Annotated in this window: 27 protein-coding genes and 2 pseudogenes; 22 read left to right on the top strand and 7 right to left on the bottom strand. The window is 29.6% G+C overall.

The annotated features are described in order from the left end of the window. Window positions 1-610: 610 nt before the first annotated feature. The 5 genes and pseudogenes from FYJ81_RS12050 to FYJ81_RS12030 form a co-directional block, all read left to right on the top strand. A pseudogene (locus tag FYJ81_RS12050) lies at window positions 611-1018 on the top strand (DUF3102 domain-containing protein); the annotation flags it as partial. 335 nt (window positions 1019-1353) lie between these two features. After that, window positions 1354-1860: a phage terminase small subunit P27 family gene (locus FYJ81_RS12045; RefSeq protein WP_040030197.1), complete on the top strand. Its 507-nt coding sequence runs from the start codon at window positions 1354-1356 to the stop codon at window positions 1858-1860. Window positions 1861-1912: 52 nt separating this feature from the next. Continuing rightward, window positions 1913-2449 (top strand): pathogenicity island protein, encoded by a 537-nt coding sequence (locus FYJ81_RS12040; RefSeq protein WP_154409685.1) that lies wholly within the window; start codon window positions 1913-1915, stop codon window positions 2447-2449. Next, window positions 2446-2760: a hypothetical protein gene (locus FYJ81_RS12035; protein ID WP_154409684.1), complete on the top strand. Its 315-nt coding sequence runs from the start codon at window positions 2446-2448 to the stop codon at window positions 2758-2760. The genes FYJ81_RS12040 and FYJ81_RS12035 overlap by 4 nt, the downstream gene beginning before the upstream one ends. Next, window positions 2757-3092, top strand: a complete 336-nt coding sequence (locus FYJ81_RS12030) for a sigma-70 family RNA polymerase sigma factor (RefSeq protein ID WP_154409683.1) — start codon at window positions 2757-2759, stop codon at window positions 3090-3092. Before FYJ81_RS12035 ends, FYJ81_RS12030 begins: the two co-directional genes overlap by 4 nt. A 32-nt stretch (window positions 3093-3124) precedes the next feature. On the opposite strand, the gene FYJ81_RS12025 is transcribed toward FYJ81_RS12030, so the two are convergent. Continuing rightward, window positions 3125-3526 (bottom strand): hypothetical protein, encoded by a 402-nt coding sequence (locus tag FYJ81_RS12025; protein WP_154409682.1) that lies wholly within the window; start codon window positions 3524-3526, stop codon window positions 3125-3127. Between the two features lie 484 nt (window positions 3527-4010). Here FYJ81_RS12025 and FYJ81_RS12020 point away from each other — a divergent pair, with 484 nt between their 5' ends. The 4 genes from FYJ81_RS12020 (at window position 4011) to FYJ81_RS13260 (ending at window position 5683) form a co-directional block, all read left to right on the top strand. After that, complete coding sequence (locus tag FYJ81_RS12020; protein ID WP_154409681.1) at window positions 4011-4202, top strand: hypothetical protein; 192 nt, start codon at window positions 4011-4013, stop codon at window positions 4200-4202. A gap of 9 nt (window positions 4203-4211) precedes the next feature. Further along, window positions 4212-4622, top strand: coding sequence for a YolD-like family protein (locus FYJ81_RS12015; protein ID WP_154409680.1), 411 nt, complete (start codon window positions 4212-4214; stop codon window positions 4620-4622). A 616-nt stretch (window positions 4623-5238) separates the two neighbouring features. Next, on the top strand, window positions 5239-5565 hold the full coding sequence (locus tag FYJ81_RS12010) for a hypothetical protein (RefSeq protein ID WP_154409679.1): 327 nt from the start codon (window positions 5239-5241) through the stop codon (window positions 5563-5565). Then, complete coding sequence (locus FYJ81_RS13260) at window positions 5558-5683, top strand: hypothetical protein (protein WP_257616899.1); 126 nt, start codon at window positions 5558-5560, stop codon at window positions 5681-5683. The genes FYJ81_RS12010 and FYJ81_RS13260 overlap by 8 nt, the downstream gene beginning before the upstream one ends. Window positions 5684-5761: 78 nt before the next feature. Here the strand turns inward: FYJ81_RS13260 and FYJ81_RS12005 are convergent, their stop codons facing one another. After that, window positions 5762-6253 (bottom strand): hypothetical protein, encoded by a 492-nt coding sequence (locus FYJ81_RS12005; RefSeq protein ID WP_195837328.1) that lies wholly within the window; start codon window positions 6251-6253, stop codon window positions 5762-5764. 336 nt (window positions 6254-6589) lie between these two features. Between FYJ81_RS12005 and FYJ81_RS12000 the strand changes: the two genes are divergently transcribed. Both FYJ81_RS12000 and FYJ81_RS11995 read left to right on the top strand, forming a co-directional pair. Then, window positions 6590-7420 (top strand): hypothetical protein, encoded by an 831-nt coding sequence (locus FYJ81_RS12000; protein ID WP_154409678.1) that lies wholly within the window; start codon window positions 6590-6592, stop codon window positions 7418-7420. A 588-nt stretch (window positions 7421-8008) separates the two neighbouring features. Next, on the top strand, window positions 8009-8476 hold the full coding sequence (locus FYJ81_RS11995; RefSeq protein ID WP_107383615.1) for a DinB family protein: 468 nt from the start codon (window positions 8009-8011) through the stop codon (window positions 8474-8476). 45 nt (window positions 8477-8521) lie between these two features. On the opposite strand, the gene FYJ81_RS11990 is transcribed toward FYJ81_RS11995, so the two are convergent. Next, window positions 8522-9814: an aminotransferase class I/II-fold pyridoxal phosphate-dependent enzyme gene (locus FYJ81_RS11990; RefSeq protein WP_107386604.1), complete on the bottom strand. Its 1293-nt coding sequence runs from the start codon at window positions 9812-9814 to the stop codon at window positions 8522-8524. A 201-nt stretch (window positions 9815-10015) separates the two neighbouring features. Between FYJ81_RS11990 and FYJ81_RS13200 the strand changes: the two genes are divergently transcribed. From FYJ81_RS13200 to pmtD, 7 genes are all read left to right on the top strand, one after another. Beyond that, window positions 10016-10111, top strand: a complete 96-nt coding sequence (locus FYJ81_RS13200; RefSeq protein ID WP_224396387.1) for a Trp-rich small protein — start codon at window positions 10016-10018, stop codon at window positions 10109-10111. A 230-nt stretch (window positions 10112-10341) separates the two neighbouring features. Next, complete coding sequence (locus FYJ81_RS11985) at window positions 10342-10536, top strand: SE1626 family protein (protein WP_064264599.1); 195 nt, start codon at window positions 10342-10344, stop codon at window positions 10534-10536. A gap of 219 nt (window positions 10537-10755) precedes the next feature. Next, window positions 10756-11136: a PSM export ABC transporter transcriptional regulator PmtR gene (pmtR, locus tag FYJ81_RS11980; RefSeq protein ID WP_019469568.1), complete on the top strand. Its 381-nt coding sequence runs from the start codon at window positions 10756-10758 to the stop codon at window positions 11134-11136. Beyond that, complete coding sequence (gene pmtA / locus FYJ81_RS11975; RefSeq protein WP_107385281.1) at window positions 11133-12017, top strand: phenol-soluble modulin export ABC transporter ATP-binding protein PmtA; 885 nt, start codon at window positions 11133-11135, stop codon at window positions 12015-12017. The genes pmtR and pmtA overlap by 4 nt, the downstream gene beginning before the upstream one ends. Window positions 12018-12035: 18 nt before the next feature. After that, entirely contained in the window at window positions 12036-12698 is a 663-nt protein-coding gene (gene pmtB, locus FYJ81_RS11970; RefSeq protein ID WP_064264602.1) for a phenol-soluble modulin export ABC transporter permease subunit PmtB, read from the top strand. 18 nt (window positions 12699-12716) lie between these two features. Continuing rightward, the gene (gene pmtC / locus FYJ81_RS11965) at window positions 12717-13589 is read left to right on the top strand and encodes a phenol-soluble modulin export ABC transporter ATP-binding protein PmtC (RefSeq protein WP_107386640.1); all 873 of its coding nucleotides are present in this window, start codon (window positions 12717-12719) and stop codon (window positions 13587-13589) included. Beyond that, complete coding sequence (gene pmtD, locus FYJ81_RS11960; RefSeq protein ID WP_019469572.1) at window positions 13589-14317, top strand: phenol-soluble modulin export ABC transporter permease subunit PmtD; 729 nt, start codon at window positions 13589-13591, stop codon at window positions 14315-14317. Before pmtC ends, pmtD begins: the two co-directional genes overlap by 1 nt. Window positions 14318-14389: 72 nt before the next feature. Here the strand turns inward: pmtD and FYJ81_RS11955 are convergent, their stop codons facing one another. Then, complete coding sequence (locus FYJ81_RS11955) at window positions 14390-14950, bottom strand: thioredoxin family protein (RefSeq protein ID WP_107386641.1); 561 nt, start codon at window positions 14948-14950, stop codon at window positions 14390-14392. Between the two features lie 425 nt (window positions 14951-15375). Between FYJ81_RS11955 and FYJ81_RS11950 the strand changes: the two are divergent. Then, window positions 15376-15936: pseudogene (locus FYJ81_RS11950) on the top strand (HAAS signaling domain-containing protein). After that, the gene (locus FYJ81_RS11945) at window positions 15933-16784 is read left to right on the top strand and encodes a DUF4097 family beta strand repeat-containing protein (RefSeq protein ID WP_107524342.1); all 852 of its coding nucleotides are present in this window, start codon (window positions 15933-15935) and stop codon (window positions 16782-16784) included. The pseudogene FYJ81_RS11950 and the gene FYJ81_RS11945 overlap by 4 nt, the downstream one beginning before the upstream one ends. Before the next feature lie 172 nt (window positions 16785-16956). On the opposite strand, the gene FYJ81_RS11940 is transcribed toward FYJ81_RS11945, so the two are convergent. Further along, a complete protein-coding gene (locus tag FYJ81_RS11940; RefSeq protein ID WP_107385053.1) occupies window positions 16957-17997 on the bottom strand; it encodes a C45 family autoproteolytic acyltransferase/hydolase in 1041 nt (346 codons plus the stop codon). Between the two features lie 430 nt (window positions 17998-18427). Here FYJ81_RS11940 and FYJ81_RS11935 point away from each other — a divergent pair, with 430 nt between their 5' ends. Further along, window positions 18428-18598, top strand: coding sequence for a hypothetical protein (locus FYJ81_RS11935; RefSeq protein ID WP_019469577.1), 171 nt, complete (start codon window positions 18428-18430; stop codon window positions 18596-18598). 187 nt (window positions 18599-18785) lie between these two features. On the opposite strand, the gene FYJ81_RS11930 is transcribed toward FYJ81_RS11935, so the two are convergent. Next, window positions 18786-19211: a YolD-like family protein gene (locus FYJ81_RS11930; protein ID WP_107386550.1), complete on the bottom strand. Its 426-nt coding sequence runs from the start codon at window positions 19209-19211 to the stop codon at window positions 18786-18788. 314 nt (window positions 19212-19525) lie between these two features. Here FYJ81_RS11930 and pglS point away from each other — a divergent pair, with 314 nt between their 5' ends. Continuing rightward, the gene (gene pglS, locus FYJ81_RS11925; RefSeq protein ID WP_107386549.1) at window positions 19526-20563 is read left to right on the top strand and encodes a 6-phosphogluconolactonase; all 1038 of its coding nucleotides are present in this window, start codon (window positions 19526-19528) and stop codon (window positions 20561-20563) included. Window positions 20564-20624: 61 nt separating this feature from the next. Here the strand turns inward: pglS and FYJ81_RS11920 are convergent, their stop codons facing one another. After that, window positions 20625-22004 carry an aldehyde dehydrogenase gene (locus tag FYJ81_RS11920; RefSeq protein WP_107385056.1) on the bottom strand — a complete coding sequence of 460 codons (1380 nt, stop codon included), beginning with the start codon at window positions 22002-22004 and terminating at the stop codon, window positions 20625-20627. Between the last annotated feature and the right edge of the window lie 82 nt (window positions 22005-22086).

Below are 22086 nucleotides of genomic sequence, written 5' to 3'. Positions count from 1 at the left end.
ATTTAAAAATATAAATAATAATTGTTGTTCGTAAAGTGATAAGCAAGAACAATGTTAGAAGCAATTAGGAGATACAAAACGTTATAACTAAGCATGAATACTTTGCATTATACAATGCCATTTGTAGGCATTTAGAGAGCTATACAGAGCATACATTTATTATTTAGATTTTAGTTACTCAACAATCTTACATGTGGCTTAAATAGGCTTAGAATACGATGTATGAAAAGAGTAAAAAGTAACTAAATTTAGATTGAAAGTAAATTAATTTTGCCCAGTAGATAATTAAAGTAGTGGTGGAAATTTTAACGGATAGATTAATTTTATCGGTAGTGTAAAAAATTTTCGGATTGAGATTCAAAAAAATAAATTTCAAAAATATTTTTTGGCGGGGCTTCGAACAACGCCCGTCACATCAAGGGTTGAGAACGACGAGCCCGTCTTATCTGGAACCGCATCTTGAAATGAAAAGTTAAAATTGTGTAATTTTTCACAATATATACAGGCGATATAGATTAAATTTAAGTATATAACGCCCTATTATCAAGATAATCATGTTCTCAACGCAATATAGGGCTTTTCTCAGTAGCGATTATCGATGAATTAGTAAAGTTATCAAAACATTGCTGGTCAATCGATATTTGAAATTGGCCGAAGATTAAAACACGTAAAAGAAAATGACCTTGTTCACGGAGAGTTTGGTCAATGGCTTGAAAATATAGGAATGAGCAAAACATCTGCCAAAAGATTTATGAAGATTGCAGAAAACCCAACTTTGAAGAGTCCGACGTCGGACCATTTGGGAGCCAGTGTTTTATATGAAATAGCAACTTTACCTGAACAAGAACGTACCAAAGAACATGAAACATCAAAGGGAGAAACTAAAACACCTGATGAAATGACTGTTAAAGAATTGCGTGAATTGAAGAAACAACTCAAACAACGCGACGAAGAAAAAGCCCAACTCGAATCACAACTTGAACAAGCACAACGTTCAGAAGAAATCGCACGTAAGCAATAACTTAAATAAGTTTAAAATTTATTACTACATTAATTTAAATGAGTTATCGAGAAATCTCGATAACACAAAAAAAGACAATTTCCTAAACGCTCCCAAATCTTTACAAAAAAGAAGTGATGAAAAAGAATATTTATAATTCCGTTCAAAATTATAACGAAGTGCAAAATTTGCACGACGACTAACTAAAACGACCACGTGGTCGCATTTGTGCATGAATTCTTTAGAATTAGCGTCGAGATTTTTCGACAATAAGACAGCGCTGACTTTATTACTAAAGAATACGAGAGAGCGCTCGCTTAAAAAATACATAATATTTATAGGAGATGATATAAATGTCACAGAGAAAACTATTATCACAACAAAAAGCTTATCGTACCAAAGATGTACAAGAACAAAGAAATGCGACTGAGAAAGCTATGAATGAGCTTACACCTTTATCAAAAGAGCCACCCGATTTTTTAGATGATGATGCTATTCAAGAATGGTATAGAGTGCTTCCACTTATTAATGAATTACCTATAAAAGATTTAGACAAAGGTCTGCTTGCTACTTATTGTCAAACATATAGTAACTACAAAAATGCCACACTCAAAATTCAAGAAGAAGGTATGGTGGTTGTGACTGAGCGTGGAAGTAAACTCTCACCTCATTACACAATACAAAGGGATAGCGTGAATACAATGAACGCCATTTGCCCCAAATTAGGATTAACTGTTGAGGCACGTCTCAAGATTATGGAACCTAAGACAAAAAATGAGTATGATCCTGTAGGTGATTTTGTGACAGGTAAGAAGCCTAAATCAGTATATGAAGAGTTTGGCATAGGCAAAGATGATTAATAGTTTATAAAAATGTGATAAATGCTAATAATTAAAGAAATGAGGTTATACAATGCTTCTAAAATCATATAAGCAAGTATTAAGATATTATCCTGCAGAAAAGATAACCGAATACGAGCTTTTAACACAATACTCACCCATGATGATTAATAGCAAAATACGAGTGATACAAGAGCAAATAGATGCAATGTACCACTTGAACACATCGCACATGTGTTGTGACAAAGTTGAAGGCGTGATTACTGTTTCCTATCCATTAGAAAAGTTAGTATTTTGGATAATTCAACAGAAAGAAGAATTAGATCGTTTTAAAAATAACAGCACTAAGAAACTAAATTTAATGAAGAAAATCATTCGTAGATATACACCTAGAGAACAAAAAGAAGTAATGATATATTTCCAAACAAATGGCAGTGAGAAGCCACAAAAGACGATTGACAAGCTGCAAGAAGATTTATATAAAGTGCATCATAACCAACGTATAGAGCGTAATAAACAGCGTCAAAAAGAAAGTGAAGTAATATATCAAAACTTTTTAGTCGAAACGAAAGCATCATTAAATCAAGAACGTGAGGAGTTAGTAATATGACTGATGTAGATTATCCTATTTTAGAACGATACATGCGCAATTATCAAAGTATGTTAGATACTTATAAGAATAAACCTAGTGATATGGATGAACTTCAATATATGAACCTAGAATCGATTGTGAAGGGCATTACACAGGTGTATAACGATAGTGAAGTTAAAATACAACAGATTATAAAACTCACGTGGTGGGATAATAAGAAGTATACAGATGAAGTGATAGCTGATGTAATAGATGTTAGCGAGTTAACATTAAGACACGCTAGAGAAGTTATATTAAAGCGTGTGGCAAAGGCAATAGAATATGTATGAAGTATGATAAAGCTACTGTAAAAGAGTTTATATTAAACTACCATAAGGCAATTGATAATAGCAATACATGTGATGAAGGTGTTGGTATTGATGACTTTTTTAATGTGAATGATCAGGCAGAAACGCATGAGATAGATAATAGTAATGTTGAAGATGTGATATTCTTTAACGAATTAGAAGCTGTTATTGAAAGAGTAGCGACTGAAAAAGAGCATAATTTATTCTTATTACTTAGTAATGGTGTTAGTTTTGAGAAGGTTGGGAGTATATTTGGTGTTAAGGAACAGAGAGCTAAACAGATGTTTAATCAGTTAATGAATAAGTTGAAATGAAAAAGGGCTGATTTACAACCCTTTTTAAGTTACTATCTTTCATTAATTATGAAGTAAATGAATATAGTGATTATTATTAACATAATCAAAGTACCAATAAATGGTACAGAACTTAAAGATAATGTTGCAATTATAAAGCCAATAGAAATTAATATTTGAAAAATAGCCGTAAGTGAAAAATCACCCTTCAATATCAAATATGAGAAAAAAATAGTGGCACATAGTAATACTAAAGTAATAAAAATAAGACCTAAGATGCTTAAAGTTCCACTAAGATAACCGTCAACAAATAAATTTTTAACTTTTACTTTTGCACCATATTGAGAAACAAATGAATCAGCAGTAGATTTCAAAGTAAAAAATAAAAAGATTGAAATAATCAGTGTAATAAAGTTCCAAGCACTTTTTTTAATATCTTCTAAAATTTCACCCAAGTAAATCCCTCCAAATATTTTTATAAATAATTTATCATAATATTCTAAAAATAAAATGTTATAATTCCTAAATGTTATATTTTTATTCTTAAATGTAACGTTTATTTATTAAAAAAACGATTGGGATATTAAAATGCACAAATATATGTTTGTTTAAAATCCAATCAAAAAAAGAATTTTTGCAGCAATTCCTAGATCTATTATTTTATGTAGTATTATAGAGGGGAAGTAAAAATTAATATAAAATCATTAGAGCACAGACACTTATGTGCTTGCCCTGTTTTTTGTCATAATAAATTCTTTAAGCATTATAGGTGCACACATTAATATTTGGATAAAATTATGTTACTATTATAATACATGCAAAAATTTCCATTTTTTTCTCTTTTCATAATTCCCAATCCCACCCAAGCATGTCACTGGGTGGTTATTTTTTTATTTACATATGCGAACGAGTGTTCTATTATATTCATGAGGTGATTATATGATTCCAAATTTAGATTGGAATAAAAACTTTCAAGAATTTCAAGAAATATTAAATTCTGGTATTAATCCAGAGTGGTTGTACAATGCCAAAGCGAATATGATTTTAAATCCTGCATACACAGGAGAAGGTAAACAATTTTTCTTGACAAAAGATATTATAAAAGCTAGTAAAACGATTCCATTTTTTTGAGGTGATTATATGAAACCAATCAATCCAGATGTACCAGATGAATATAAATACACAAGTGATTACCGAGAAATACCTAGAGAATATCTTAATCCACGTATACCAAAAGGGCGTGGAATTGTTAAGTGGCAGGCGTTTAAAACGATGCCCGAACAATACGAGCAACTAGAACAATACATACAAGACCAAAACAAGATTGAAAAACCAATATTAGACGACGATCAATTGAATGACCTTAATAACACATTAATTTTCAAAATGTATAATGACCCATCAATTGAATTGCGTTACTTCGAAAATGGATATATTAAAACTAAAGTGGGTTATATTCATAAAGTCGATGTGCATACAAAAACACTACACATGTATGAAGATACTGGAATGAGTGTATTGAATTTAAAAGATATTGTGGAGATAAAATAAAGGATATATATGGTATAATGAAATTAAAAAAAGTAGGTGTATTATATGTATATACTTTTTGAACATATAGAAGATTATGAAAATCCAAAAACAAATATAATTTGTATAACAGAGTACAAAATTATGATAGAAGAATACTTGTCTAAATTAAAATTTAATCGTATTTTACATTTTGAAGATCGTAGCATCTATGAGCAAGAAGATAAAGACTATATTATAATTTACTCCAAAACGAATAAATGCCAAAAACAAGAGGTTGTTTTATGAAACGCCTAAAAGAGTTAACTTTATATGATCAGAGTATACAAAAACTAGAATTCTACTTGTATCACATAGAATTGTTAAAACAGAAACAAGCAATAAATTTGAACGATCAAATTATGATTAATTTATTGTTAAATGTACTTAAATCTTCAATGGAATATTCAATCAAGTATTTAAGGAATTATAATAAAATTAATAAAAAATAAATAGCTATATCCCTAATAAAAATGATTTTAAAAATGACGAAAACTTTTACAACGTTTTAGAACAGAGATTTGGCGTTAGGGACGAAAAGGGCAGAACAATTTTTGACAATTTATTTTCGACAAACTTATATAATGAATTTAATAAAATGCAAAATAATGAAAAACACTCTAGTATCAACATTCATCGAAAGAACATTATTGAAAATAGTGGCACGGGTGTCTATGGGAACAATATTTTAATCAATAATGTTACTATAATTAGAGATGAAGATAGTGATAATAAAGGGATAGTTATTGATGATAAGGAAATTGATATAACTAAAAATGAAGGTTATACATATGAAGAAGAATTATATTTCGAATATAATAATAGGGAAGTTTTTAGTTTTTTAGATGAGGTTTATCATATGGTAAATAATTTTGTGCTAGATATAAAAGAATACATAGAGAATCAGAGTGATGAACATGGATAATCTCGTATGGGTATTACCTACATTATCATCAATTTTTTTCGGATTAGCTTTTTATGGTCAATCAGTAAAATTAGATCGTTTAGAAAAAGATATAGAAAAACTCAAACAATACAAATAAAAATACCTAAACACGAAAAAACCCACCTAAATGAATAGGTGGGTTGTTTAAAAAAATGACAGTAGGTGGCAATTTAAATTATTCGTTTAAACCCATTCTTGCATCTGCTTCTTCTTCTGTTTCAACTACATCTTGATATTCTGGTTTAGCTTCTTCCCTTGCTAATTCATCTGATGGTAAATCAATTTGACCAACTGGAACATCGCTCATAGCATCACCATTAGGTATGCCAGTATAACCATTTTCCTTAGCTACCTTAGCATTAGCTTTCATTTTTTCTTGGTCTGTAGGTTCTTGTGATTGCATAGGTTCTTCTGTTGATTGTGGTTGCTCAACATTTTGGTTTTGCTGTTCAGTGTTTGCTTGTTGTGTATCATCAGTGTTATCAGTTTCTTTTTTGTCTGCTTCTTCTTTTTTATCGTCATTTGAGTTATTGTTTTCATCTTTCTTTTTATCATCTTTTGACGATGACTTTGTTTCTTTCTTATCTTCTGATTTACTTTCTTCCTTGTTACCACACGCAGCTAATACTAAAAAACTTGCTAATAATAAAAATAAAATCTTTTTCATTCAATAGTCTCCCTTAAAAATAAATTATTAACTTAATTGTACTACATTTAAAAATAAATAGTGATAAAAAAAGTTATGATTAAAATCAACATGTAGTAAAACACTTATAATTAGTTGTGAATAAAAAGTAATTGTAGAACTTGAAACGACCAACTATACACTAATTCATTTCTCGATGCAGCACAGAGTGAATGTAAGAGCCTATAACTAAGTTGATTTGTCAGTAATAGCAAAATTCAATGATATATTAAATAATATTTTTAAAATCAACTTGCTAATTATTAAAATACTGCGGATAATTTAAATGAATATTAATTTAGGTAGGAGAGATAAATATTGGTTGAGAAAACAAAAACATGGTGCTTAAAATATATATGGTACATTCTATTAGGTGCAATTGGTGGAATAGGGATGATGATATTGTTTTATATTTTATGTGTCTTCAATGAGAAAAGTTTAGAAATAATTAAAGTTTGTATTTCTTTTACAGCTATTTTTGCTACATTTGGTGGTGCTTATTGGGGTGCTAAAATTTCTGGAGATAATGCATCTCAAATAGCTAAAAAAGAACGTATAATTAGCAGTCTAATGAATAACTTAGAGTTCAATAAAGATATTTTAAATGATTTTAATTTGAGTATCACAAAAGAATTGAAAGAAATTATTGAAATGGATATTTTGAAAGATATAGACTCATTAATAGTATTTTATTTAAAATTAACAAGGGTACAAGGTAATTTTGAATTGATTATAAAAAGGGGAAAACAAAAAGGGGTGTTTTCACTTATACTGTTTGATTATGAAAACTTAAAAGAGGATATAGATTCATTATTGAAAATAGCGGAATACGAATACGCTAAAACATTTAGTTTAGTAAGAAAATCTATTGGTTTTCAAGAAGGGGATACGTTAGCTGAATATAGTGATCAAAATTATATACGTTTTGAAGAAAAGGGGAATGGGAGATTTGTAGAAGCAACCATATCTGGTGTAGAAAAGAATGAAAGTGTAGATATGGAAAAATTAAATTCAATGTATAAAAAAAGTGATATAAATACAGGAAGTATTTTTGAAAATATACATAAAGTTAGAAACACATGGGATGGATTTACTTTTAAAGATGGTCGAGATATCAACAGTTTTATTAATAAATATTATAAAATATAAAATGACTTAATTCATACAACTAAGAGGTAATATGAAAGTTTACTATTGGTCATAATTTGGTCATAACAGAATGAAAAAACTAAAAATAATGGCATGTACGAAAATAGAAAACGTTGATTTAACAGTGTTTATGATTAGTATTTACAGCGATTTATACTTGTACATTATGCCAGGTATGATGTAATATAGCTATTGAGGTTATTACATCAATGTTAGTTGGTTGACATGACAAAATAATATAGAAATTTAAAATCAAACTTCATTGAAGTTAATCATTGACGTTTCTCATTAAGCATAAAGCTTTTTGAGAAGCGTCTTATTTTATATCACAGTTTAGATTAAAGCAAAAATAAAAATGTTATAAATCTTGAAAATTAATGATAATAAAATGTTAGTACAAGCTTTTTACTTATAGTTTATATCAGAATTTTGAATTAATGTGAAGGGCTTAATAATCATAATATTCATTGTTAATAATTTTAGTAATGTGAATAAGTATTAAATAAAAGGGTAGAGAGTGGGTGTAAGTTTTAATAGTTGCAACATATTTTAGCTGCACGATATTTGAAGAGTGGAGGGAATTAAATTATGACTAAGAAATCAGTATATGATGTTATTGATATGGGTGTTAATTATTTAATTTCAGGTTATGATAATTGGAATAATGACCAAGTATTGGACGATAAAATTGATTTATTTCCAAATACAATACATTGGCAATATGGTCATGTTTTAACTATATTTGAATCTGCTTTATCTCTATATGATAAAAATACAGTTGATATAGAACAATACACACGCTTATTTGGTTATGGTTCCTCACCAGAAAATTGGGGAGATGAAACAATACCAAAAATTGATGAAATATTGAACAATTTACAGACATTACCAGAGCGCGCTCAAAAACTTTCAGATGAAGAACTACAAACAGAATTAACTGAAACAATCGCAGGTTGTAATACATTGGATGAATTGTTGGTATTAAATGCCATTCATATTCCTTTACATGCTGGTAAAATTGAAGAAATGTCACGTGTTTTAAAACAACAACAATAAATTAAAAAAGATGAAATTGCTATGAATAGCAATTTCATCTTTTTTTTATACATTTTGTAAATCAGAAATGGCTTTAGCTATTGAATCAAAGACATGAGGGATATCATCTTTTTCTACACAACTAAAAGCAATTCTAATGTCAGAATCATTTAATGCAATTATACCAATAGAATAATTTTCGATTAAATGCTTACGCAATTGTTCTGGATTAACATTTTTAACTTTAAGCGCCATAAAGTATCCAGAGTTAAAATCATAGGGTTGCCAATATGTTGAATATTTTTCGTCATAAACAACAGATTTTGTGGTTTGGTATCTCGCATTTAATGTATCAATATTCTTTTGAATTTCTTTATCAAATTGATCATGGTTTTCAAGTACATATTTAACTGCGCTTTGAGAGGGCATAGGTCCACTAGAAATATTACTTCTAATTAATCCTTTTACTTTGGCTTCTAAGACTTGCTTTGTAATAGGGTCGTTAACACCAAAACTGATAAAGCCTACGCGTAATCCCCATGCAAAGAATTCTTTAGTAGCTCCATCTAAACGGATAGGTAATAAATTAGGTAAATGTAAATTTGTTAATGCAGTAAATAGAGATTGCGTGTAAACATCTTCATAGAATAAACCATAGTAAGCGTCATCTATCAATGCAATAACATTAGTACCACGCTCTGCAAGTGATTTGATGGCATCGACAATGACGGCTACTTCATCTTTAGTAGGCGTGTAGCCAGTTGGGTTATTAGGATAATTTAGGATTAAAATAACTTTATCTTTGTCATATTGTTCTAAAGTATGAACAAGCTGTTCAGTGGTAAAATGTCCGTGCTCATCGAAGATATCATATGTTTCAATTTCAGCACTATGTCTTGTACTATATACTAGTTTATAGTTACCCCAATTATGTGATGGTAGTAAAATTGTGTCACCGCTATCAACGAACATATCTCCTACAATAGATAGACCGTGTGTCAATGCATTTGTAACAATAGGTCTTGTCATGTGGTTCGCAGTTAAATCAGGATTGTCTTTCAACATTTTTTGTTGCCATAAATCACGAAGTGCTTCTAAACCTTGAGGAGGTGCGTACGGAAAGATGTCATTTGGTTCTAAATGATTGAACATATCATTTAACGTTTCAGCATACATTTTACTATCTTTATATGTTGCCATACCGATTGTGGCATTATATTTAGTAGCTTTCGCTTCTGCGGATTGTGATAAAATGCCCTTTGGATAATACATTAATTTGCCTAAATCAGAAAGCATATCTGCAATTTCTGGATTGGATTTAGATAATTGCTCGTTTAAATCTAAAGCTAAAGGATTCATAGTTTGTTAACCTCTCTTTACTTTTTAAATGATATAACTATATTATCTTGAAATCAGTCAAAATTAAAGCGTTGCAAACATTTTATAAGAAAAATATAAATTTAAGGTCATTTTATGCGAACAGGTGTTCTGTTTTATGTTAGAATATAGATAGGCCATCAAAATCCTACATGGTACTTTTTTTGTGGGGGGTGTAGTATGATTACGTGGTGGCAAGAAATTTTAGTAACTTTAATAACAGGTGGCTTACTTGTTGTATTCCGTGTTTGGTTAGAAAATAAGTGGAAAGACAAATAGGTGGCCTTACACAAAAAACCCCAAGTCTGCGCTATCAGACTTGGGGTTGTGTAGTATAATTCGTGGATACAATTATATTTTAGCACCGCCAAGTATAAACTGCAAACAATATATTCTATTGCATGTAATGCAAATTAATAATAAGATAATTTTAAAATTAGAATAGTATGAATGAGTTTTAGAAATTGTGAGTAAATTTTGATACAATGTAATTATTTGAGGTGAGTATAGTGAAGCATTTAACAAAAATATTTGTGATTATTGCTATTGTATTATTTGTCGTTGGTTACTATTTACAGGCTACTGGACATGAAAATTCAGGCATAAAATTATTAATTGCAGCAATTATGTTTATGATTTGTGCATTTATAAATAGAAGTAATGATAGACGCAAAAAAAATAATCAAAATAATAAAAAGAAATAAGTAATAAGAGTGAGACATCTCTCTCTTTCATATTGGATAAGGCTGACCATTTTATGTGGGTTAGTCTTTTTTTTTATTTTAAATGGTATAGTTATTTGCACTTATTTTAGCTCAAAATTTTTAATCAATTTAAAGTTTTTAGTAAAAATGAAAATTTGGCTTTACAAGCGTGTATATATTGTATATATTGTGTATATACAGTTATAGGGGAGGACGTTAATGAAAATACTTTTAAAAAACAGTAGTGAAAGACCGATTTATGAACAAATCAAACAACAAGTAAAAGAGAACATTTTAAAAGGACACGTTACTCCTGGAGAACATTTGCCATCAATGAGAGAACTGGCGCAGGATTTAAGTGTTAGTGTGATCACTACGAAACGTGCTTACGAAGATTTAGAAAAAGATGGTTTTGTTTTTACCATAAGAGGAAAAGGTACATTTGTGAAGGAACAGGATAGTTCAATTTTAAAAGAAAAACAATTTATAGTTATTGAGTCCTTAGCCAAATCAATGAGTAAAGAAGCCAAGACCATTGGGATGACTTTATCTGAGTTACAAGAAATTCTATCGTTGATTTATGAGGAGGACGACGAATGAATGCTATAGAATTGAAAAATATTAACTATCAATTTAAAGAATTTCAATTAAATGATATTTCATTTGAAGTTCCTCAAGGTTTTGTAACTGGTTTCATCGGTGCAAATGGTGTTGGTAAAACTACAATTATCAGGTTAATCATGGACTTAATTGAGCCCAATGATGGTGAAATATTAATTTTTAATCAAAAAATGAAAAATAACGCTGTAGCAATAAAAGATAAAATTGGTTTTATTTATTCGGAATTATATCTTAATGACAAATGGACAATTAAAAAAATCGAAAATTATATTGCGCCATTTTATAGTTATTGGAACCATGATGTTTTTGAACATTATGTTGGATTATTTGATTTGCCTTTTAATAAAAAGATTAAAACATTCTCAACGGGAATGAAAATGAAGTTATCTATTGCAATCGCATTTAGTCATCAAGCTGAACTATTTATTTTAGATGAACCTACTTCAGGTTTAGATCCTATAATTAGAAATGAAGTTTTAGATATCATTCAAAAAGAACTTATTGATGAAAGAAAGACTGTTTTTTTATCGACACACATTATTTCTGATTTGGAGAAAATTGCTGATTATTTAGTTTATATTAAGGATGGCGAAGTTGTTTTAAATGACTTTTTAGATCATCTTTTAACTCAATTTAAAATTGTCAAAGGTGATTCCAACCAAATTGATGAAGAGTTAATGCATTTAACTCAATATTTTGAAATTAATAAAACAGGTTATACTGCGTTAACAACACAGGCTAATGTGTTCTATGAAATATTTGGTAATGCTGTTGCAATCACGAGTCCAACAATTGAAGACTTAATGGTTTACCTCGAAAAAGGAACCCCAAAGCATAATTTGGGACTTTCTAATAATTAACAATGTGGGAGGTATAAGATGAAAAATTTACTTATTCGAAACCTTAAGTTACGCAAATGGACGATTGTTTTATATGCAGTTTTACTGATTGTTTCACCTCTACAATTAATTTTGAATCATGACACATTGATAAATAAAGTGCTTTATTCTGCACTTGTTATGGTACTAGTAGTTATTTCAGTGTTAGATTCAGGACATGTTTTTAGATTTAATAAAAAGTTAGGACATAAACAGGCATATGATTTTTTTGCCAGTTTACCGGTTTCTAAATTATCTTTACTAAATGCGAACTATATAACTGTTTTGGTATTTACTTTGGTTGGTGCAGGTATCTTATCATTATATGGCATATCCAATGATAACTATTCAAGTAATACAATTAATATTAACTTCACATTGCCATTTTCTTATATTGCCATTAATCTTTTCGCGATACCATTAGGTTTTAAGCGGTTTATAGAACAAAAGGCAGAATATATTTCATTTATTCCTTATGTGTTAGGAATGTTAATTTTCTTACCTTTTGTCATTGCAATTATCATTATTGGTTGTTCTGTACTATTTGATTATGACTTTGAACATTTAAGATATTTTAAAGATTTCTTTAACTATGGCTTCTTATTGTTAAGTGTTATATTTTTAGGAGTAAATTATATCATTCAATATAAAAAGCTAAATTAACTTTAAAGGAGGCGCATTATGCAGTTAAAACAAATTACTAAAACATATGGTAATAATAATGTATTAGACCATATTGATTTTGATTTTGGCCATAGTCAAATTGTTGGTTTAATAGGTAAAAATGGGGTGGGTAAAACCACTTTAATGAAAGTGATGAATGGCAACATTGTAAATTATAAAGGTGAAGTTCAATTAAGTAATAAAGAAAACGTAGGTTATTTAATAGAACACCCTAAACTATATGATAATAAATCTGGCTTATATAACTTGAAACTTTTTGCAAATGTGTTAGGAAAAGGATTTGATAAAAAGTATGCTGATCAAATTATTGATGCATTTGGAATGCGTAGTTATATTAAAAAGAAAATTAAAAAATATTCAATGGGTATGAAACAAAAGTTAGCCATTGCAGTTTCTTTAATGAATAAGCCTAAATATTTAATATTAGATGAACCAACAAATGGAATGGATCCTGATGGCTCAATTGACGTTTTAAAAACGATACAATCGCTTGTTCAGGAACTAGATATGAAAATTTTGATTTCAAGTCATAAACTTGAGGATATAGAATTAATTTGTGATAGAGCAGTCTTTTTAAGAGATGGTACATTTGTGCAAGATGTTGATATGAAAGAAGGCGCCCCAACTGATTCTACAGTATTGAACCTTGAAGCGGGTGACTTTGAAGCAGGATTAGCTTATTTAAATGAACACTTTGATGTTATACAGTCTCAAAGAGAGACAGGAGAAGTTATATTAAAGGCTCAAAAAAACTATAAAGACATATTAAAAGGACTAGCAAGTAAAGAAATTTTCCCTGAGTTTATTGAAACACGCAAAAGTTCTTTACGTGATACGTACTTCAATATCAATCAGAAAGGTGGCCAATAATGAACAGTATTCAACTTGTAAAATATGACTTGATTAGTATTTTTAAAAGTCCTTTAACTTACTTAGCATTATTATTGACTATTTTACCAATGATTGGATTTACAATTTTATTTGTTCAACAATCTGATGAAATGAACGGTAATACATTACTTTCAATAGGTAGTTGGTTCTTTTCTATTATGGGACTACTTTTTGTAATAAAAACAATCACACGTGATATTTCACAAGGTACGATTCAATTATATATGAATAAAACATCGAGTCGTGTAGGTTATGTTGTTGCAAAAGTTGTTTCTATTATATTAATTGCCATATTAATAACAGCAATTCTTGTTGCATTTGTTTTAATTGTTCAGGGTATTGTAGATGGTGAAAATATTAAAACTGATAAAATTTTTGAATTATTATGGTTTTTCCTAATGTTCCATTTATTCTTTGGATTACTATTATATTTATTTGCATTAGTAGTGCCTAAAACAGCGCTTATATTCACATTAGGGATTTTCTTAGTATTGATTGTTCCTTTTGCAGAGCCTTTCTTACCAATGATTCCAAAAATTGGAGATAATATACAAGACTCATTAAAATATATTCCATTTAGTTATTTAACATCGAAAACGACTTCTGGAGATTATACATTTAGTAATTGGCAATGGTTTATTACCTCAGCTTCAATTGTTATTTTATTTATTATTAATCTATTCTATGCATCTAAAAAAGATATTTAATAGTAGAAATTAAACTTCAATAAAAAACACGTATGAATTGTAGTAAAGCTAATCCAATTCATACGTGTTTAATTATTTAGTGATTAATTTATCTAAGATTGAATCGTAAACATGCTTCCACATTTGTGAGTCTGTTTTGTAACGATTTGCAATAATTGTATGTGTTTCTGCAGATTTATCTTTAAATGTAGGATCGTCTTTTTCAGGTAATTTTGAACGCGTTTCATCTACAAAATTTTGGACTTGTCTAGCACGAGGACCCCAAACAGTTTGTTGTTCAAAGTCATCATTTAGAAAAACAAATATTGGAATGGATCTAGCTGTGCCATTTGTTAAGTATTGATCTATTAAATCTGTATTTTCATCGCGATGGAATACTCTGACTTCCAAGTGTAGTTCTTCGCTTATATGCTTTAGAATAGGAAGGTTCATCATAGCATCTCCACACCAATCTTCCGTTATTACAAGCACTTTACTGTAAGGTAAAGATTTGATTTTTTCAAGACGTTCATCATCTTGAGGAAGTGAGAATGATTTATAAATTGTTAGTAAATTTTCTTGGTTTTCAGTCATATCCTCAATGTACTGATCAAGTGGTTGACTGTTTTTGAAATAAGTTTCTAAACTTGTCATTATTTTTCCCCCTTTAATTTATTAGCTATTATTATATCAACAATTTTAAATGAAAGAAAATTTTTAATACTTAGAAAAGTAATAAGTTTTAATATTTGTTTTAAATGAAAATACTAAATGTTTATGCTATATTGATTTAGTATGAATAGTGTAAAACAACATTGAGTTACATAACTTTTTGATATCTATTTTTTAACTAATAATATTTAAACATTAATTAATTATATATAATCATTGAACTTTTGTAAGTTACATTTGGATAATAAAATATATATTAAAATAATTTTTGTACATAGAAATGGTGAAATATAGAGCATTGAAATTTATAGTAACTAAATTTGGTAATGACACTCCGCAGTGGTTTGCCATTTTTGAATTGAAATAGAAATTGATTAAATCCTACAATTTGAATGGCGGTAGATAACTTGGATAAAATCACATTTTTAAATGCGCTAGAACAAGAATTAGAAAACCTACCTCGAAATGAACGAGACAAAGTGATGTATGAATATGAACAATATTTTTTTGAACAAGAAAATAATGGAAAAAATGAATACCAAATCATTGGAGCTTTAGAATCACCAAAGCAGATTGGTAAGCAGATAATGGCAAAAAATGCTATTGTATCTGCTGAATATAGGCCAAATACTTAAAATATTGTCAGAGCAATTATGGCTTCTTTAGGTATGGGGATTTTGTCATTAATTATTATTTTGATACCCATGGTTATACTAGCAGTGTTTATGTGTGCATTATTGCTCGTTGCATTTTTCTTAACTATTAGCCCAATATTGTTAATTGTTCATGGATTATTGAATCATATGATCAGCCTCGCGATAAGTAATTACTTTTTTGCTTTTTCTTTTACAGGATTAGGTATTGTTTTATTTGTAATTATTGCTAAATTAGCACAACTTGTCTATCGTTTAATTTTAAAATACTTAAGATGGAATATCCGAACAATTAAAGGAAGTGTAGATTTATGAAGCGGTTATTTTTAGGTGGGCTAACTTTATTTATAACATGCTTTCTTTTAGGAAGTGTTACATGGTTCGGTTTTGAAAAACAAAATGAAAAATTAAATAGTGTTAATAAAGTATTAGATTCTAAAGATATTAATAATTTAGATGTTTTAACTGAAAATTGTAAAGTTTTAATTAAACCTGGAGATAAAACGTCAGTGAGATATAAAGGTAAAAGAAATCTTGATATCAACAATAATGATAAAACGTTGAAAGTTAAAGAGACTGAAAAACTAGAAAACCATTATGGTTTAAATTACAATCCTTTTAGAAATTTTGAGGATAACTTAATTATCACTTTGCCTGAAGAAAAATTAAATAAGCTACATGCATCAAGTAAATATAATACTATAATTGTTAAACAATTAAATGTAAATGATGCAAATTTATCAAAAAATCATAAAAATGGCGGCAAAGTGATTTTAAATGAATCTAAGTTTGGAAAGTTAAAATATAAAGGATTAAATTCAGCTATAACGTTTAAAGAAAGTGAAATAAATAATGCCAATATTAAAACTGAAAATGCCAGAATAGCGGGTGAAAATACGCTTATTCAGGATTCAGTGTTATTAGTAAACAATGGAACTATAAGATTATCTGATACTGACATCAATTCAAATTTTAAAGCATCTGCTAAAAAAGGAGATATTAACATTAGTTATAAAAACGCTCCGAAAAACACACTTCTTAAGTTATATCCGTTTCATGGTGATAAAAAAGTTAATAATAAGCATTTTATGAATGAAAAAGTTGGAAATGGAGATAATATTTTAGAGCTATATACTACTGATGGGGATATAGTGGTTGATTAATTAGGGACATCATTGATTCGCCCCTGACTCGTGCTTGTTGTTAGTAGTTGACTGAGCTTCAGCTCAAGTAATCATTTTATACTTTTTTCAATCCTAGTCATCTTTATTGGTATGGGGCGACGAAATCTTTTTAATAAAATTAGGTTTCGTCGTCCCACTTTTTTAATATAGTTCAATATGTTGCAAAAGTTAATTCGGTATCTAAATGACCAAAAAGTGTATCTGTGGATAAAGCTTGTCCATTAATCCAATCTGCAAAGTTTATTTTGGTCGGATGATTATTTTCTCCGATTGCAATATGTGCAGTTAAACTTTGTGGTTCATACATGCTTGTATGTATCGTGCCTGACCAACTTTTAAATAATTTACTGTAAATTTTATATTGTGGATTATTAAACAGCTTGAAGGCCTCTGCTTTATTTAAGTGCTTTGGTTTATGCTTAATAAGCCGTTCTAAACGCGCTTCTGATTCTGCTGTATAATTTCTATTTTCATGTGTTAATAATTTAAAGTGATTCGTACAAGTTTGGTCATAACGCACATTAATCGAACGAGGTGTAACTTCAATGATTGCATGTTCTAGGTTTTTATCCATAACAATGTAACTAAACGAACTTCTATGTGGGATTTCTTTTAACAATTGAATTGCTTCTGGCACAGTTTTACAGTACTGCAAAATAATTCTGCCAATCATGTAACATACAAAACCATCACCAGGATGTTTACGATGCATGAAATTGTAGCCCATAGAAAGGCCGGCTTCGTTCATTCCGTCCATTCTTCCAGTTACGCGTGAAGTTGGGCCAATCTGTGCTAAACCACCATCATTTGGTTGAAATAATAAATATCGACCATCATAAGTGGCAGGATGATAATCGTAGTTGCGTACCATGTAATCATTACCTAAAAATACAGTACAGCCGCTATTTTTTAATGGTGTAAAACGATAATGTCCGAAGTTTAGTATCATTTGTTTGGTAGGAAGGTTTAAAACTTCTTGCATACCTTTTATTTCTTCCCAAATTTGTGGTGCGTACATTTGGAAAACATCATATGTTTCTTTAATGTTTATATCAAATCTAGGCATACGCTTTTTCCATTCTTTTTCTCTGTTTTTTAGCATTGGCGTTTGCTGCATCCATTGAGCAGTTTTGATGCCTAAATCAAAATGTGATCCTCGATGCGTTAAAATATCTGATTGTACTTTTTGCATAAAAAAACTCCTATGTTAAGTGTAACCTTACAATAATGTTATCTCATTGTAACGTCATGTTAATTGTATTACCGTGCTGTGGAAGTTATCATAAAATTAACTTTTAAAACTAAAGCTTAATTTAGTTGAATGAGGTGATGATTATGTTAAATTACTATGGACAATTAAGAGATGCTCTGTCAACTTGGTGGGGTAATTAATATCTAATAATTATTTTATAGTAGTATCATGTTTACTTCAAATGGTTATTAATATTCCAATTCTTTTCAAACTATTTAGTATATAATAGTTATTTAGTATATTTATAATGTAATTTTATATTATGAATGCTAAGAATAATTTATTTGAAAAAGGGTATATATTTATTGATGTCTTTAAGTATGCTATCATAAATGTTAGACATGTTAATAAATTATTGAGGTGAAACAGAATGTGGAATTTTATTAAAGGTTTATTTAAATTTGTATTCGGTACAATTCTTACTGTATCGTTAGCAGCAGGAATAGGTGCTGTTGTATTTGCTTATATTTTCAAAAAAGACTTTGAAGATATCGAAAATAAAACAAAAGAAATCGTTTCAGACATCGAATCTAATAATTAATTACTGATAGAACACTTTTAAGTGTTCTATTTTTTTTAGCCTCCGTACATCTGCAGAATGAAGATGGTACGGAGGCTTATGCAGTCGAAAGACTGCGAACCTAAAACGAGAGTGCTGCAGAATGCAGATGATACGGAGGCTTATGCAGTCGAAAGACTGAGAATTAAGTGTATCCAATAATTGACTTTTAATTCGACTTTGGTTGGTGCTTTAGATTTATGTTTGTGATATCAAAAAGCGATAATTTTATTGTGTTTGAAGTAGCAAGTGGATATCCTTCCAAATACATATGAAGCATATCAATATTCTTAATTTCCAATGTGATATATTCTAACCAACCATTCCTATAGTATTCGATATTCACTGGTGTATTCGCATGTAGTGCTTGATGTAGTTGAATATTGAGTTCATTTAATTGATCGTCTGATAAAATAGGACGGTCAATTTTATTTTGATCAATGATATGTTGTTGTACTGCCTCAAATTGTTCGGGTAACGTTGCAAAAGGCGCCCATTTAACCATACCACGCCCTTGTGGAATATTAGGATTTAATTTTTCTCTAGGTATTTTTCTGTAATCTGTTTCTTTATTATTATATTTACTTGAAAGCATCCAATCACCTCAACTTAATAATAGAACACTTGTTCGTATTATTGCAAGTTATTTTTCAATATTTAATAAAACATTGATTCCAATGTCTGAAAACTCAGTTATCTTATAAAAGAAAGTAGATAATAATTAAAATGAAAGTTAGAAAATGATAAGTTTAATTAAGATAAGTCAGTTTAATAAAAGTAAAATATATTTATGTCATGCAAGTTTCAATAGGATTATTTATAAACGGCGTATTAACGCTAAAACCATTATATTGTCATTTAGTATTAATATTTATTAAAATGAAAGTATCATAATATGGAGGGGTTTACATGACTACAGTAGGATATATCGGTTCATATACGAAAAAAGAGGGAAAGGGCATTTACCGTTTTGAATTAGATGAACAAACAGGAACGGTTGTCGAGGTAGAAACGGGTTATGAATTAGAAGCATCAACATACGTGAATCAGCATCAGTCATTTTTATATGCTGTCACACGTGAAGGTGAAGACTGCGGTATCGCAAGTTTTAAAATAGAAAAAGATAGCAAACTTAGCCTTATTAATAAATGTTTAGCTTCAACAAAAGGTAGTGGATGTTATGTTTCAGTTTCACCAGATGGAAAATATATCTTTGAGGCAGTTTATGGTGCAGGACTGGCTCGTATTTATGAAGCGAATCCGACTACTGGTGAAGTTATTCGTTTAATCCAAGAGTTAACACATGACTATCCAACAGGCCCATTAGAAAGACAAGAGCAACCTCATGTCCATTACCTTGGTATAACGCCAGATGAAAAATATGTGGTAGCCATGGATTTAGGGACTGACAAGATTGTGACATATGAATTTGGAGATAATGGCTACAGTGAATATGCTGTATATGATTTTGAGCCCGGAGATGGGCCACGACATATTTCATTCCATGAAAATGGCAAAATTGCTTATGTTGTACATGAATTATCAAATATTGTAAGTGTTATGGCATATGAAAATGGTGAGTTCTCAGAAATTGAACGCCATGCAACAATACCCGAAAATTTTGAAGGTGCAACAAAATTAGCTGCAGTAAGATTATCTCATGATCAAAAATTCCTATATATCAGCAATAGAGGACATGATAGTATAGCTATATTTAAAGTTGGAGACAATGGATCAACAATTTCACTTGTAGATATAGTAGCGAGCGGCGGAGCATTTCCACGTGATTTTAATATTCCTGAATCAGATGATTTCTTAGTTTGCGCTCACCAAGAAGGTAATTATGAAGTAGTTGTATTTAAGCGAGATAAAGTTACTGGAAAATTAGAGAAATCAGATGAATCACAAAATGCGCCAGAAGGTGTTTGTGTTCAGTTCTTAAAATAAAAACAAATGATAAGAAGCCCGAAAACTATATTAAGTTTTCGGGCTTTAATATATCAAAATACTATTTGTTGAAAAATGCTTTAATATATTTAAATTTTCCTTTATAAGGAGGGAACAATAGGCTTGATTCAAGCCTTGTAGATTTGAAAATATAAGATTTATCATGGCTAAAAGTATCAAATGAGTATTTTCCATGATATTTTCCTATACCGGAGGCACCAACACCGCCAAAAGGCAAGTTAGGATTTGCTAAATGCATAAGGGTATCATTGATTGCACCGCCACCAAATGATAATTCATTTAATATTCTCTCTGAACTGTTTTCATCTTCACTAAATAAATAAAGACTTAGTGGTTTAGGTTTAGTACGTATTAAATCAATTGCTTCGTCAAAATCATCATAAGCTATAATAGGTAAAATTGGGCCAAAAATTTCATTTTCCATAATTTTTGAATCGAAAGTAGTACCTTCTAAAATCGTAGGTGCAATAAAATTTTCATTAATGTCAGTTTGACCACCGAAAGTAATTTCAGGGTAATGGATATTTAATAATTCGTTTAAACGATGATAATGTTTTTGGTTTACAATTCGCCCATAGTCTGGACTATCTTGAATATTTGTGCCATAAAATTCAGTGATTGTCTTTTTTAATGCACTGATAAGTTCATCTTTAACTTTACGGTTTACAAGTAAGTAATCCGGTGCAACACAAGTTTGCCCAGCATTTGTAAACTTACCAAAACAAATACGTTCACTTGCAACTTTAATATTTGCACTCTCATCAATGATTGCAGGTGACTTTCCACCAAGCTCTAAAGTTACTGGTGTTAAGTTTTTACTTGCTGCGCCATAAACAACGCGTCCAACCTGTTCACTACCTGTAAAGAAAATATAATCAAAAGGAAATTGAAGTAAAGTTTGAGTTGTATCAGCATTTCCTTGAATGATATTAATATATTCAGGATCAAATGCATCGGCAATAATTTGTTGTATGACACCAGATACATTTGGTGTGAACTCAGAAGGCTTTAGTATCACAGTGTTCCCCGCAGCAATTGCACCAATCAACGGTTCTATTAGCAATTGGAACGGATAGTTAAAAGGTCCAATAATGAGTACTGTGCCATAAGGTTCTTTCATAATGTAGCTTTTAGTAGGGAACATAAATAATGGTGTGTTTACTTGTTTGGTTTTCGCCCAATTTTTAAGTTCTTTACGAGCTGATTTAATATTTTTTAATGTAAAGCCAATCTCAGTTGCATAGGCTTCTACTTTATTTTTACCTAAATCTTCTTGAAAAGCTTCAAGTAATTCACTTTCATAGTTTTTAATACTCTTACTTAATTGCTTGAGTTGCTTTTTTCTGAATTTAAGTGATTTGGTTTCATGAGTATTAAAATATTGTTTACTATTGTGGAAAGATTGTTCTATTGAATTCAAAGATTATTCCTCCTAGTATATTGATGATTTAGATAGTTTAAAATGATGGATAAAAAACTGGAACATAATTATTATTATGTTC

The sequence above is a fragment of the Staphylococcus sp. McC-251-APC-3A2 genome, assembly GCF_009695665.1.
In the GTDB taxonomy this organism is placed as follows: Bacteria; Bacillota; Bacilli; order Staphylococcales; family Staphylococcaceae; genus Staphylococcus; species Staphylococcus cohnii.
Note: the sequence above shows the minus strand (reverse complement) of the source record. Positions and strands in the feature narration are given on the sequence as shown.